General features: G+C 57.3%; 8 protein-coding genes. 5 read left to right on the top strand and 3 right to left on the bottom strand.

Features of this window, described 5'->3' with window-relative positions:
* Positions 1-16 precede the first annotated feature (16 nt).
* The 3 genes from EDC27_RS10020 to glpX are packed head-to-tail and all read left to right on the top strand — an operon-like array spanning position 17 to position 4,679.
* Positions 17-514, top strand: coding sequence for a 4Fe-4S dicluster domain-containing protein (locus EDC27_RS10020; protein WP_123290469.1), 498 nt, complete (start codon positions 17-19; stop codon positions 512-514).
* Positions 507-3,653, top strand: a complete 3,147-nt coding sequence (locus EDC27_RS10015; protein WP_123290468.1) for an FAD-dependent oxidoreductase — start codon at positions 507-509, stop codon at positions 3,651-3,653. Before EDC27_RS10020 ends, EDC27_RS10015 begins: the two co-directional genes overlap by 8 nt.
* 36 nt (positions 3,654-3,689) lie before the next feature.
* Positions 3,690-4,679 carry a class II fructose-bisphosphatase gene (gene glpX / locus EDC27_RS10010; RefSeq protein WP_123290467.1) on the top strand — a complete coding sequence of 330 codons (990 nt, stop codon included), beginning with the start codon at positions 3,690-3,692 and terminating at the stop codon, positions 4,677-4,679.
* Between the two features lie 78 nt (positions 4,680-4,757).
* Here the strand turns inward: glpX and EDC27_RS10005 are convergent, their stop codons facing one another.
* The 3 genes from EDC27_RS10005 to EDC27_RS09995 form a co-directional block, all read right to left on the bottom strand.
* Positions 4,758-6,257 carry an ATP-binding response regulator gene (locus tag EDC27_RS10005; protein ID WP_123290466.1) on the bottom strand — a complete coding sequence of 500 codons (1,500 nt, stop codon included), beginning with the start codon at positions 6,255-6,257 and terminating at the stop codon, positions 4,758-4,760.
* A gap of 285 nt (positions 6,258-6,542) precedes the next feature.
* A complete protein-coding gene (locus tag EDC27_RS10000; RefSeq protein ID WP_123290465.1) occupies positions 6,543-7,412 on the bottom strand; it encodes a DMT family transporter in 870 nt (289 codons plus the stop codon).
* Positions 7,413-7,418: 6 nt separating this feature from the next.
* Positions 7,419-10,883: an HDOD domain-containing protein gene (locus EDC27_RS09995; RefSeq protein ID WP_123290464.1), complete on the bottom strand. Its 3,465-nt coding sequence runs from the start codon at positions 10,881-10,883 to the stop codon at positions 7,419-7,421.
* Between the two features lie 449 nt (positions 10,884-11,332).
* Here EDC27_RS09995 and EDC27_RS09990 point away from each other — a divergent pair, with 449 nt between their 5' ends.
* Both EDC27_RS09990 and EDC27_RS09985 read left to right on the top strand, forming a co-directional pair.
* Positions 11,333-13,192: a PAS domain-containing sensor histidine kinase gene (locus EDC27_RS09990; protein WP_123290463.1), complete on the top strand. Its 1,860-nt coding sequence runs from the start codon at positions 11,333-11,335 to the stop codon at positions 13,190-13,192.
* Positions 13,193-13,299: 107 nt separating this feature from the next.
* The gene (locus EDC27_RS09985) at positions 13,300-14,697 is read left to right on the top strand and encodes a sigma-54-dependent transcriptional regulator (protein ID WP_123290462.1); all 1,398 of its coding nucleotides are present in this window, start codon (positions 13,300-13,302) and stop codon (positions 14,695-14,697) included.
* The last annotated feature ends 20 nt before the right edge of the window (positions 14,698-14,717 follow it).

Here is a 14,717-nt window from a genome sequence, read left to right as displayed (position 1 = left end):
AAGAGAGGCGAGCCTCATGGAAGCGAGCGATGGGAAAAAGGCCGTGACGGTGGAGCTTTTGACCGGCGATGCGGGTTTTGCGGAAGAAGTCATGGCCGCTCCGGGGGGCGAAACTTTGTCGCTGTGTTATCAGTGCGGCACCTGCACCGGGTGCTGTCCGGTGAGTGCCGTCGATGAAGAGTTCAGTCCGGCCCGCATCATCCAGTGGATTCGCCTGGGCCTGCGCCCTCATGTTTTGGCCTCTTCCAAGATCTGGCTGTGCCTTCGATGCCACCGATGCTCTTTTTATTGCCCTCAGGGCGTGCGCTTTGCGGACATCAACGCCGCCCTGGCATATATGGCCGTCCGGGACGGCTTCGTGAGCGAAGTTAAAGCAGATCGATTGCGGGCGCTGGAAGGGCGTTTGGCGGCCGTACGCTGCGCGCTCATCGAGCGTGCCCTGAACATTCCCGACGGCGAAACCATCGATATGGACGCGTGGCTTCAAGACGTGTTGAGGGACCTGCATGGTTAGGGGGGGGTGCCGACAGGAACGCGCAGACGCCGGGCCGCACCAGACCATCATGGTTCTGGGCGGGGGAGTGGCCGGGATGCACGCGGCGCTGCAGGCTGCCGACCTGGGGCATGAAGTGGTCCTTCTGGAAAGAGATCTCGCCTTGGGCGGTCACATGGCCCAGCTGGACAAGACGTTTCCCACCCTGGACTGTTCCCTATGCATCTTATCCCCGAGGCTTCTAGCCCTGGGACGCCACCCGAAAATTCGCGTGTTGGTACGGGCGCGGCTGGATCGTGTGGAAGGCTATGCAGGCTCTTTTATCTGCTCTGTCATCCTGGAGCCCACCTATGTGGATGCGTCCAAGTGCATCGGCTGCGGCACCTGTCAGCGTGCCTGCCCTGCCCAAAGACCCGACCCCTACAATCTGAACCTCGGCCTGACCAAGGCCATTCGAACCCTTTACCCTCAAGCGTATCCCGCCGTTCCGGCCATTGACCCCACGGTCTGTTGGCATTTTCAGGGCAAAACATGTTCCCGATGCGCCGACGTGTGCCCCACAGGGGCCATCCATTTCACGGACCGGCCGAAAGCGCTTCAGCTTCAGGTGGGCGCTTTGATTCTCGCTGGGGGCTTTGAACTGTTAGGCCCCCAAGACCTTCACGATCCTCATTGGGTCAAATCTCCACATGTGCTGACCAATCTAGAGCTGGAGCGGTTTCTCAGTGCCACAGGTCCCACGCGCGGCGTTTTACATCCTTCAGGGTTGGCCGAGCCGCCTCGGCGCATTGTGTTTGCGCAGTGCGCGGGATCCAGGGATACCGAGCGTGGTGTGCCCTATTGTTCCGATTACTGCTGCGCCGCGGCTTTGAAACAGATTCAAATCACGGCTTCCCTTTCCCACGTGGAACGCATCACGCTGTGCGCCATGGACGTGCGGGCTCACGGAAGGGATTGTGAGCCATTCTTTCGACGGGTTCAGGCATTGGAAAAGGTTCACGTGGTCCATGGCAAGGTGGCCCGCATTGTTCCCAAAGGAAAAGGTGACGGCGTTGAGGTCTGGGCGGCTCATGGTGGTCTTTCCTGGCATACGGAAGCGGACCTGGTCGTGCTGGCCATGGGCATGCGCCCGTCGCGGGAAGCCGTGGCGATGGCCCAAAGCCTCGGCCTGCAGATGGACCCTTACGGTTTTGTTCGCATCAAGGAGCACCACACGGTGCATACCTCCCTAGACGGCGTGTATGCCTGCGGCACTTTTCTGGGCCCCAAGAGCATTCCGTCCACGGTGCAGGAAGCGTACGCCGCGGCTGTGGCGGCCAGTGCTCGATTGTCTGCGGGAAGCGAAGCGCGAAAGGCATTGTGGCCTGTTCCTCAGATTCTCGATGGTCCTTCAAGGGAACACCTTAAAGCCGCCAAATCCCTTCGAACCAACTCAGATCGAATGGACCGAGAAGAACCCCTGCGCATCGGGGTGTTCGTGTGTCGATGCGGGACCAACATTGCCGGTGTCATCGATACGGGCGAGCTCATTCACTGGGCAAAGAAGCTCCCTCAGGTAGCCTATGCCACAGAAAACCTATTCTCCTGTGCGACGGATGCCACCACGCGCATGGCGCGAATCATTCAGGAAAAGCATTTGAACCGCGTCGTCGTGGCGGCCTGTTCTCCTCGAAGCCACCTTCCCGTATTTCAAGAAGTTTTAGCCAAGGCGGGACTACCTTCAGGCTACGTGCGCATGGTCAACATCCGCGAACAATGCTCGTGGGTGCACAAGGACTTCCCTGAAAAAGCTTTGGAAAAAGCCAAGGCGCTTGTGACCGGAACGGTTGCGCAGATGAGCGCCGCGCAGCCCGCACGGATCATCGAAATTCCCATCACACCATCCGCGCTGGTTTTAGGAAGCAGCGCTGCGGCGCTCACCGCCGCGCTGCGCCTGGCGGACAACGGCATTCAGGTTCTGGTGGCCGAATCGGGACATGTCTTTGGCGGTCGCCTGACTCAGGCTTATTTCGGCAAGATGGACATCCGCCCGGACCGTTTGTACCGGCATTTTCTCAGCCGCATTCGCACGCAACCTCGGATTCGCGTTCTTAGGAACACGCGTCTTGTGGATTGTCGAGGAAGCTTGGGCCATTTTCAGGTGGAACTGCACCGGCACGATTCTGGAACGGATGCGCTTGTCGAAAAGGTCAAAGAAACATTTGGAACGATTCTCATCGCCATGGGCGCTCAGGTTTGGAAGCCGGAAAACCTTTACGGATACGGCACCCTTGCCCAGGTCATGACCCAGTCGGAACTGGCGGCGGCCATGGATGAAGGCCGCTTGGATTTGCGGCAGGCTCGCCGCGTGCTCATGATCCAATGCGCGGGTTCGCGAAATGATGAACGCCCCTACTGCAGTCGATCTTGCTGCCAGCAAGCCGTGGCCCATGCCTTGGAAATTCACGAACGCTTTCCGCATGTGACCATCACCATTCTTCATCGCGATATGCGCACTTACGGCCTAGCGGAACTCAGCTACCAGAATGCCCGTCGCGTGGGCATTCAGTTCCTGCGTTACGATGAAAAGCGACCTCCGCGCGTAGAACCCACACGCTTCGGCCGGCGCTCCACGGTGGATGTGCATTGGGTCGATCCCGACACGGACTGTTCCTATCATGAACGCGCAGACCTTCTGGTTCTCAGTACACCCACGGTGCCCAGCCCCGAAAACCAGCACGTGGCCTCCATTCTTCGAGTGCCCCTCAGCGCAGCAGGGTTTTTCATGGAACGGCACGTGAAACTGGCGCCTGTGGAAACCGCTGTGGAGGGCATTTTTATTGCCGGTCAATGCCATTCCCCCAAGACCCTTGCAGAGGCTTTGGTGCAAGGCAATGCTGCAGCGTCTAAGATGCTGGCCGTATATCGCCAAGGACTTGTGCGGCGCCCTGCTTTTGTGGCGGCCATCGATGCCGGCCGGTGTTCCCGCTGTCTCAATTGCGCCGCTGTGTGTCCGGCCCAGGCCATCCAGGTGCCGCCCCTAGGGCCTTTGTCGGTGGATCCAGGAGCCTGCCGCGGCTGTGGCTTGTGCGTCGCGGAATGCCCTGCCGGGGCCATCGATCTGGCGGGAACCGAGAGCAAAGGGTTGCTCCAGGGCTTGGCGTGGATGGTTAAGTCGTAGAGGATGTTTCAAGAAGATTCTTGCAAGGAGCCGATGATGCAGACGGAAGCCCCAGAAAGAAATTTGGGACTTGATCTGGTTCGAGTCACGGAAGCTGCCGCCCTGGCTGCGGCGCGATGGCTTGGCCGTGGGAATGGCAAAGCTGGAGACAAGGCCGCCGTGGACGCCATGAGGTTGAGCTTCAACGCGGTGGATATTGACGGTGTTGTGGTGATCGGCGAAGGGGAAAAGGACAAGGCCCCCATGCTGTACAACGGGGAGAAGTTGGGTACGGGTCGAGGACCCAAGGTGGATGTGGCCGTGGATCCTGTCGAAGGCACGCGCTTGCTGGCTTATGGTCGACCCAATGCCATCTCCGTGGTGGCCATGGCGCCACGGGGATCCATGTTTAACCCAGGTCCCGCATTCTACATGAGCAAACTGGTCGTGCCTTCGGCGGCACGCCATGCCATCGACCTGGACGCCTCTCCCGAAGAAAATTTAAAAAACATTGCCAAGGCCCTGGGAAAAGACGTGAATGACTTGACCGTCTTTGTTTTAGACAAACCGCGCCACAAAGAACTCATCGCCCACATTCGCAAGGCCGGTGCCCGCATTCAACTTCATACCGACGGCGATGTGGCCGGAGCCCTCATGGCCGTGCTGCCGGAAACCTCCGTGGATGTCATGATGGGTACAGGCGGGACGCCTGAAGGTGTCCTCGCGGCCGCGGCCATCAAGGTGGTGGGAGGTGAAATGCTTGGGCGCTTGGACCCCCAATCGGCCACGGAAAAGGAGGCCCTGCTCAAGGCAGGTTACGATTTGCAACGGGTGCTCAGCACACAGGATTTGATTCGAAGCGACGATGTCTTTTTTGCGGCTACCGGCATCAGCGGGGGCGACTTTCTTTCTGGAGTGCGTTTCACGGGCCCAGGCGCCATCACCTACTCCGTGGTGATGCGCGGCAAAACCGGCACGGTGCGCCGCATCGAGGCCATTCATTCCTTTGACCAGCTCATGCAAATCAGCGCCATCAACTACAACTAACGCGACGTGAAAGCCCAGCAGAAACCGAGGGAAAGGCCTTCTCGAGCAACAGTGCATGGGCCATAAACAACAGGGCTTTCAGGGACGTTTTGTCGCTTCCGCCGGCGTCAAACGCGAGTCGTAAGACTCGGCTTCCCGCTCCTGGAATCTCGGCAAGGAGACGGTGAAGACGGCATACGGTTCTTCCCAAGAAAAATTGAGGACGCCTCCCATGGAGCGAATCAGTCGGTAGCTCAGAGGCAAACCGATGGTCTGTCCCCCTTCGTCAAAGGGGAGGAACAAAGCATCGGGATGTATGGCGACGGGTTTACGACATGGATTTTGGAAACGAATCATCACGTACTGAGCGCTGCGGTAAGCCCGCACCACCAGTTCGTCGCCTTTCTGCATGGCATGAATGGCGTTTCGGACCAGATTGATAAAAACTTGCAGCAGCGCGTTGGCATCCACAGACAGCGGCTCCAAACCGGGCTCCACCTCCAGTCGGCACCGCATGCCTTTTCTTTCCAGTTCCAGGCCCATGAGTTCCTTGCAGCGGTGCAGAATCTCTTCCACAGCGTGTTTGCCTAAGGAAATGTCCACCGGGGACAGATAGTTTCGAATGCGGTCCAGAATCCTTTCCAACCTTCGGCATTCGTCCAAAATGATGGCGGCTTCCGACGCTTCGGGATAGCGACTGTGCAATCGCCGAGCAAAGCCGCCGATGGCCACCAAGGGGTTTCGAATCTCGTGGGCCACTTCCGCCGCCACGGCCCCTAAAGTCTTGAGCTTTTCTTTTTGAACAAGGGCCTTTTCTAGAAGGACACGGTCCGTAATGTCCACGGCGATGCCTTCCAATTGCTTGAGGCGTTCAAGCTTTGCCGAAGCGGCAGGCACAAAGGTCTTCATTAGGCAATGTAAAACATGGCCTTCGCGATGCCTGAGCCGGCATTCCAAAAATCCGGCATCCCCCAGACCTTCAAAAACCCCTCGAACATGCATGGCAAACTGATCGCGATCTTCCTCCACCACGCGCTCCAATAACCACCCTGCTCGATCCACCACTTCCGAAGGATCAAAACCCAATACCGTGCGGCACGCTCGATTGACAAAGCCCAGGCCAAAATCCTTTCGCAGCGAAAAGATCATCATGGGCGCATGTTGCACCAGGTCCGCATAGCGCTGCTCGGCCTGACGAATCCTTTCTCGAAATGCCTGTCTTTCCCAATGTCGTCGAAGGCACATGAAGACGTCTTCTATGCTGAACGGCTTGCGAATGAAATCGGCCACGCCAATCTTGATGGCTTGCACTGCGTTTTCAAGAGTCCCGTAACCGGTCATGATAACCACATCCAGGTGAGGATCTTTCGCTTTAAGCCGCCCCGTCAGTTCAATGCCGTTCATGCCCGGAAGTTCAATGTCCAAAAAGGCCAGGGAACACTCCTTGCTTTCGGCCAGCGTCAAAGCTTCCATGGGATTCGAGGCCAAAAGGGGGTTGCACCCTTCGCCTCTAAGCACTTCGCCCATGAGTTCCAAGACACTGGGATCGTCATCGACCACCAGAATATTTCTGATTGTTGACGCTGCGTCGCCGTGCATCGGTGCCTCCCCAGCCGTTGGCTTTTGTGGTCCGGTGGTGTTCAATGCCGTCGTGGGTGCCAGTCACGCCAAATGGTTTATTTCATTTTTGACCAAGGCGCCCGTAAAAAAAAGGGGGCCGAAGCATTTTTTCAAGGCGTTCCGCAGACCCGCACAAGACCGTGGGTAAAGGTGCACGGCGGGCGATCCGGACGGTTTTTTCTCTGGGAACAAGCCTGCCCGTGCGGAGATGGCATGGTGCAGGCTGGCGAAAAAAGCACCACAGAGGGCGTGGGGATGAAGAAATTAGGCTCGGTTGGTGAGGGTCACACCGAGGCAAATGGCCAAGGCACCCACAATCAGGGAGGCTTCCACCTGCTCGCCCAGAAAAAGGACGGCCATCGCCATGGCACTCAACGGCACCAGGTTGATAAAAACCCCGGCCCTGGCGGGCCCGATGGCCTGAATGCCTTCATAATACCAGCGAAATCCCAAGAACGATCCGAAAAAACCCAGGTAAAACATACCGATCCATGATGTCCAACTGAACGTCCACAGATGAGACCAAACGCGTTCGGCGCTGGCCGGAATCGCCAAAAGTGCCGTACCCGCAAGGCATGAATAGGCCACGGCGATTTCCGGAGAAACCGCATTCATGACCCTTTTGCCCATTAAGGAATAGGCCACCCAGCTGGCCACGCAGCCTAAAATCAATAGATCGCCCACACCAATACCCCCGTGCCATAGGCTCCAGGGATGGCCTCTGGAAATGACGATCACGGCCCCCAAAACCGAAAGGGCAATTCCTCCACATCGCCTCGCTCCCAGGTGTTCCTTGAAAAGGATGGCGGAAAAAAGGGCGATCATGGCCGGATTGCAGGCGATGATCAAAGAAGCACGACTTGCAGGAATGCGTTTGAGGCCGGAAAAGAAAAAAGCGTTATAGGCAAAGATTCCCGTCAGCCCCAAAACCAGAAAAGCACTCCAGTGTTTCAAAGGAAAAGACATCGAACGGCCGCGCCTTAAAAAAGATCCAAAAAGAAAGACAGAAGCCCACACGAAACGCAGAAAAGCGGCAGAAAACGGCGGCACCTCACCGGCGATCATTCTTCCGGCAATAAAAGTGCCACCCCACAATACCGCCGTCATGGTGAGTTTGATGTAGATCGTACCCATGGGTTGTTAGGATTCTAGCCCCATGAGCCCGCGCACGTATTCTCTGTCTTCTTCGGAGATGTTGTCAAAATGCACGCCCACCAGATACGATGCTCCATCCCCGTTCATGGCGCGCACACGAGACCACACAACCCGGCCCCTGAGGCGCCTTGGTTCTTCATGTTCCGGTTTCACGTTCACAGAAACCACTGCTTCAGGATTGACCGGCACATTGGAGTCAATGAGCGCCCCTTCCTCGCTCAGGTTCAGAGTCTTGGCCAAAAAGGAGGCATCCGCCAGTTCCACCGTCACAGAATGCTGCACGTTTCTTCTAACACAACGACGCTGATCCTTTTTGTGCACCACCCTCTGCAGGGTTTCCGCAAGCTTTCGAATGGTGAAAGGTTTCGTGATAACGGCCGCAAAGCCGAATTCCGCGTGGCGATTGACGATTTCATCTTGAACATACCCGCTGGAGACGATGGCCTTGACCTCCGGGTCCAGGGTTTGAAGCTTTTCCAGAGTCTCCCGGGCTCCCATGCCGCCACGAACGGTGAGGTCCAAAATGACCGCGTGATAGGGCCTTTCCTGTTTCAAGGCCGCTTCATATTTCTTGATGGCTTCAAGACCTTCCTGAGCCACGTCCGGCTCGTAACCCAGGTGCGTCAGCATTTCGCGCACGATGTTTCGCACCGATTCCTCATCGTCCATGACCAAGATGCGGCCCTGAGCTGTCTGAAGGGGCGTGGAGTCGTGTTTGGCCGATGGCGGCACGGCATCCGATGCGGGAAGGTACAGGTGAAACACCGTTCCCTTGCCTTCCTGCGATTCTACCGTCACACATCCGCCGTGGCGCTTCATGACCGAATAGACAATGGCCAAGCCAAGCCCTGTGCCTTTCTCACTGTTGCGGTCTTTGGTGGTAAAGTACGGGTCGAAAATTCGGTCCAGGTATTCGGCCTTGATGCCTGTCCCTTCGTCGCGAAATGCCACGTGCACATAGGTTCCCTTGGACAAAGGCAAGCCCGTATCCTCGGTGACTTCCACGTTTTCTGCCGAAATCCACACCGTCCCTCCCTCGGGCATGGCCTGCATGGCGTTGATCAGCAGGTTGCTGATCACCTGATGCATCTGAGCCACATCCACCTCGACGGGGCACAAGTCCTCGGGAAGGCTGAAATGCACCTTGACGTTGGATCCTGAGAGCACAAAATTGGCCCCCTCTCGAAGAAGAGAGGCCATAGCCGCCGTTTTCTTGGTAGGAACACCCCCTTTGGCCAGGCTTAGCAACTGCTGTGTCAACTCCTTGGCGCGGTGCACTCCTTTTTCGGCTTCGGTCAGTCGAGATTCCAGCTTCTCAGGCTCGTTGACAAACATGCGCGCGAGATTCAGATTGCCCAAAATGCCCATCAAGATGTTGTTGAAGTCATGGGCGATGCCTCCGGCAAGAATCCGAAGGGAGTCCAATTTTCGAGCGCGCAGGACCTCCGTTTCCATCTTCTTTTGATACGTCAGGTCGCGAACGGCGAAGATGACCCCCACACTTCGGCCTTCTTCATCGATGATGGGTGCGCCGCACAGAGCAACAGGTCGCCGGGAGCCATCTCGAGTGATCACAGCCAGTTCGTTCGCATATTCCACCGGGCCGCCTTTTTCCAGAACCGCCGCCACCGGGTTCGAGAAAGGTTCTTCGGCCGCCGTGCGGAGCTGCAACAACTCTTCGGCCGGCTTTCCCACAGCGTTCTGGGCATCCCATCCGGTGAGTTTGGAAGCCGCCTCGTTGAAAAGAACCACCCGGCCTTCCGTATCCGTGGCGATCACGGCTTCGGCGATGCTTTGAAGCGTGACGGCAAGGCGTTCTTTTTCGTCACGGTAGCGCGCCTGCGCTTCTCGAAGTTCTTTCATGGTGCGGCCTGCTTGCGCCAGAGCGGCGGAAAGCTTATCATTCAGGTCCCGGGATTGTTCCACCAGTCGTATCTGGCGCACGGCGGATGAGAGCACACGGCCCACTTTTTCATAAACGGCAAGGGGACGCGCCGCGTGCACTTCCTCGTCATGCAGGCCTTGATCATGCAAAATGGCTTCCCCCACGACCCGATCGTCCACAACCATGGGCAGGGCGATATAGGGCGGATGATATTGCACGCGACGGTCCATGACCGCTCCACCCGCCGTAAAGCTGTAGCGTTTGCGAAACCCGCTGAGAAGCTGGCGCATTGCCAGGGGCATGCTGTTGAGCACTTCCCGGCCGTTGCCTCCCTCCTTGGACAAGGCAAAGGGGCGCGGAACCTGGTCGGTTTTCCACCAGGATCCGTAAAGTGTGGGGCCTGCATCGTCCCACACATAGACGACGCCGTGATCCACGCCCAAGATTTTCGCCACACGCTGTGCCGCTTCTTCCAACATGGTGGGCATGTCCGCTAAAGCAGGCAGCACCGCCTCCAAAGCATCCAAGGCTTCCCTCTCCCGCTCTGAACGGCGCGCGCTTTCCAGTTGCACCCCCCGGGATGCCATTCGACTCAGATGCTGATTGGCCCGCTGAAGGGCGCTGAAATAGAAAGACAACTCATCCTGCTCAAAGTCCAACAGTGCGGTTCTGGCGCTATAACGTTTGGCGATGCGGCTTTTGATCTGATCACAGTCGGAGAGGGAGAGCCCGAAATGATCTAGGAGAGCCGGGTCGGGACTGCGGAACTGTTCCACGGCCACCGCGTCCGCCATGAGTTCATGGACCACATGGTCGGAAAGGTTCACCAGAAGGCTCAAGTCTCGAATCTCTGAGTCCGCAACGTCCATCAAGCTTAGGACATCCGGACTGTGGTGATGCCACCACAATGGAAAAGTGAGGATGGGCGGGAGGCCCCACTTTTCCGCAAGCCAGCGGGCTACCGTGGCATGATCCACACCCAAAAGGTCCTGTTCCGCCTCGGCCATGGCCACACCCCGGTCCCGGGCAGCCTGTTCCACCTCCCGATAAGTCTCCGCAGCACATTCCATAAAAAGCAGTTTTCCCACATCGTGCAGAAGCCCCAAAACAAAAGCTTCCGAGGACCGCTTGGGCAGCACCTTTTCCGCAAACAATTCACAACACACTGCGCACGCCAGGGAATGCTCCCACAGAGCCTGCTGATCCTTTCGTGCCCTGCGCCGCAATTCCTTGATGAGGGATTCGGAAACGGTGACGCTGAGCAGCATGCATCGAAGCTGCTCCACACCGAGCAACGCCACCGCCCTGTGGAGGGTGGTCACTTTCTTGGAAAGTCCGTAATAGCTGGAATTGACCAGGCGCAAAAGCTTCAGGGCCAGGCCCTGGTCCGTCTCCAGCAGCTTGACCACTCGCTCCATGTCCGGCCGTGCTTGGGTCAAAGCGTTGAGAATGTTAGAAGCGACAGCGGGCGCCGAGGGTAAGGTTTCCAGCGTCCGAATCACTCGGCGCACTTCGTCACGAAAAGAGCCGTTGGCGGGCCCGGAGCTCTTTCCCATCTCGCTCATTTGAGGCTACCTTGTGCGAGAGTGCTGAACCTATTGATCGTTCATTCCATGCTTCACCCCTTTATTCGGCATTCACCGCCATCGACACAAGAAAAAAATCGCGATCAGCTCGCCGGGGGGTGACCCGCACAGGTTTTTGATCCTTGGATGGGTAACATTAACCCACCGCGCTACCCCCTGGATCAAAAGGACCCACCTCAAAGAGAGCCTGATGAGCCATGACGCACGAGAGTTCAAGGCACTGGGGGGTGAGCCCAAGACGAAGCTTTGAATATTTGAATAATGGGTGAGTGATGCAGGAGACCCGAGCCTCTCGCAAGACGGCACGGGCTTTTTCTTGGCCTAATTTTTGATATGATACTCAAACCCATGGACAAGACGTGAAATCCCCGTCAACGGAAAAGCTTGTGCTCATGGATGCACAATGACTCACCAGGGAAGGGTTCTTGATGAAACCGGCGAAGCGTTCTGTGGTGACCATGGATTCCCCGTGGCTTTCCCCGTGGCTGATCTTGGGCGCCGCGGGGGTCTTGGCTGTCATTTTGGCGGTGGTGGCTTTGCGAAACGCCGATCGCGAACGGCGGTTCATGGAAACCATACTGTCCGCTCAGGCGCACACATTTCAGGTATCTCTGGAAGCTGGAACCCGAACGGGTATGATGGGCCGCATGGGATGGGGACGCAACCAATTGCAGATGCTTATGGAACAAACGGCGCAAGAGCCTTCCGTGCTCTACCTACGGCTCGTGGATCGCTCGGGTCGTGTCATCGCCTCCAGCAATTCCCAAGAGATGGGCCAAACGCTTCCCCCGAGCCTTGAAGCGGATCGTGCAGGACATGCCTATACCGACTTTCAAGGGAAAAAGGCTTTTGAAGTGGTGCGGCCCTATGAGCCATGGGCGCGGTGTGGTACCAAGCCGCGAACCCCGTGTGTGGAAAATGGGCAAGACCGCGGTCAAGGCTTAGCGCCACCTCGAAGAACGCGATGGCCGAATCCTTTTTTTGATGCCGGGCCGTTGCGGTTTGTGGTGGGGTTGAACGCGACGCCCGTTCAGGACGCCATGCGCCAGGACATGGTCCAGAACGCCCTTCTCTTGGCCATCCTGTTCGTTCTCGGTGCCACGGGGTTCGTTGCCCTTTTTTGGGCCCAGGGATATCGACTGGCTCGAAAATCGCTGCGAACCATGGAAGTCATGACGGAAGCCATTTTTTCCCGCATGCCCGTCGGCCTCGTGGCCACAGACCGCCAAGGTGTCATTCGCCGAACCAATCCGGCAGCCGCGTCGCTTTTAGGTCCTCACGTGGAAGCCGGGCGCTCCCTCAGGGATATTCCCGCCTTGGAAAGCCTACGACAACGTCTGGAAAAAGGGGAAGATCCCATTGAAGACAATCTTCGATATGAAATGGGCCAGAATACACCGAAGCCTTTACTCATTAACGCCACGGTGATTCAGGACGCCGAAAACAACCCTGCGGGTTTTGCCTTTCTCCTTTCGGACATGACCGCCGTGCGCACTCTTGAAGAAAAACTTCGCCGCCACGAACGCCTGGCCGCCTTGGGAAAACTGGCCTCGGGAGTTGCCCACGAGATTCGAAATCCTTTAAGCTCCATCAAGGGTTTTGCGGCGATACTCGCCCGCAAGGCCGCAGGCGATCCTTCAGCCCAAGAAGTAGCGCAAACCATGACCCACGAAGTGGACCGCCTTAACCGTGTCATCTCGGAGTTGCTCGAATTTGCCCGTCCCGCCGAACTAGAGATAAGGCCCGTTCAGCTTCGAGATATCATCGAACACAGCATGAAACTGGTGGAAAGAGATGCCCTTCAAGCGGGCGTGGAGCTGTCCGTAGAACTGTCTCCGCCCGATCTTCGAGCCGAAGTGGATGCGGACCGTTTTTCTCAGGTTTTACTCAACCTCTACCTCAATGCTATTCAAGCTATGCACCGCGGGGGACGACTCAGCGTGCGGGCCTCCATGGACCAAAACACACTGCGCGTGGATGTGGAAGACACAGGGCCGGGCATTGCACCTGAAGCGCTGGGACACGTCTTCGATCCCTACTTCACCACCAAACCCAACGGTGTGGGTTTGGGGCTGGCCATTGTCCACAAAATCGTGGAAGCGCACGGTGGAGATATTGTGGTGGACAAATCCGATGCGAAGGGAACCCGCTTCGTCATTCGCATACCTCAAAACGCCTCGAGCCTTTCGCATGCAAGGCAAAAAGAGATGAGTTTAAACAGGCCGGTGAACCACGAAGGCCAAGGGGGGGCGGCCTTCATTTCAGAAAGAGGGGATGATCATTCCTAAGGACGGTTACCGAAAGGGACACGTTCAAGGACGTTTTGGCCTTCACAACCCAGAAAATGTGGGACACAGAAACACAGCTATCGCCTCAAGGGAGATGAGACTTGGCCATGAAAAAAGACTTACCTCCGCATATTCTCATCGTGGATGACGATCCCGCCCATCGCCTCATGCTCACTACCCTTCTTGGCGATTGGGGGTATCGTGTGGACGAGGCTGACGGGGGCCTTGCGGCCGTGCACAGGGTTCAGGAGCAGCCTTTGGATGCGGTGATCATGGACGTGCGCATGCCTGACCTTGACGGCATTGAAGCCACGCGCCGCATCCACCAATACAATCCGGCGCTGCCGGTGATTGTGCTCACGGCTTTTTCCTCCGTTCCTTCGGCCGTGGAAGCCCTCAAGGCCGGAGCCTACGATTATCTGACCAAACCCCTGGATTTTGATGCCCTACGCCTGACCTTGAATCGGGCGCTAGAGTACACTCAGCTGCGCGCCGAAAATCAGGAATTGAGGGAACAACTGGCCCGCCTGCGCCTGCCGGAAATCATCGGAAAGAGTCCCGCCATGGAGCGGCTTGTGGAACTGCTGGCGCTGGTGGCGCCCAGCGAAGCCACGGTGCTGATCACGGGGGAAAGCGGCACGGGCAAGAGTCTGGTGGCTCGAGCCATCCATGCCAATAGCCGGCGCAGCCAAGGGCCGCTGGTGGAAGTCAACTGCGCTGCCATTCCCGAGAACCTCATGGAAACCGAACTGTTCGGCCACGACAAAGGGGCCTTTACGGGCGCGGACAAGGCTCGCCGTGGCCGTTTCGCTCAAGCCGACGGGGGCACCATTTTCCTCGATGAGGTGGGGGAGCTGTCCCTGCCCATGCAAGCCAAACTTCTGCGTGTGCTTCAAGACGGTCAGATTCAAAGGGTGGGAAGCGATCAGCCCCATGTCGTGGATGTCAGGATTCTGGCGGCCACCAACAGGGACTTGCAAGGCATGATCCAATACGGCGCTTTTCGAGAAGACCTGTATTACCGGCTCAATGTGGTCACCGTGGAAGTGCCGCCTTTGCGGCAACGCAAGGACGACATTCCTCTTCTTGTGGACCATTTCCTCAAGACCTTTGCAGCAAAGAACAAAAGGACGGTTCGGGGTATCACGCCCCGCGCCATGGACCTTCTGGTCAAATACGATTGGCCTGGAAACGTTCGGGAATTGGAAAACGTCATGGAACGAGCCGTCATTCTGTTGCGGAGCGATTACCTCACCGAGGCCGAACTTCCCCTGCACCTGCAGCGAGCCACCCCTTCCGATCCTTCATCGCTCGAAAGCAAAGCCACCCCGGAAGAACTTGAGCCTGTCTCGTCCATGACGCTGGCGGAAATGGAAAAGCATCTCATTGAAAGGGTTTTGGAAGAAACCGGGGGCAACAAGAGCGAAGCGGCGCGGCGGCTGGGAATCACCCGGCGAACCTTGAGGCTCAAACTGAAAAAATACGCCGATGATGCCCCATCCTGATTCCGCCTTTTGAAACAGCT

Source organism: Desulfosoma caldarium (assembly GCF_003751385.1).
Classification (GTDB): Bacteria; Desulfobacterota; Syntrophobacteria; order Syntrophobacterales; family DSM-9756; genus Desulfosoma; species Desulfosoma caldarium.
This window is presented reverse-complemented; position numbering and strand designations above follow the sequence as displayed.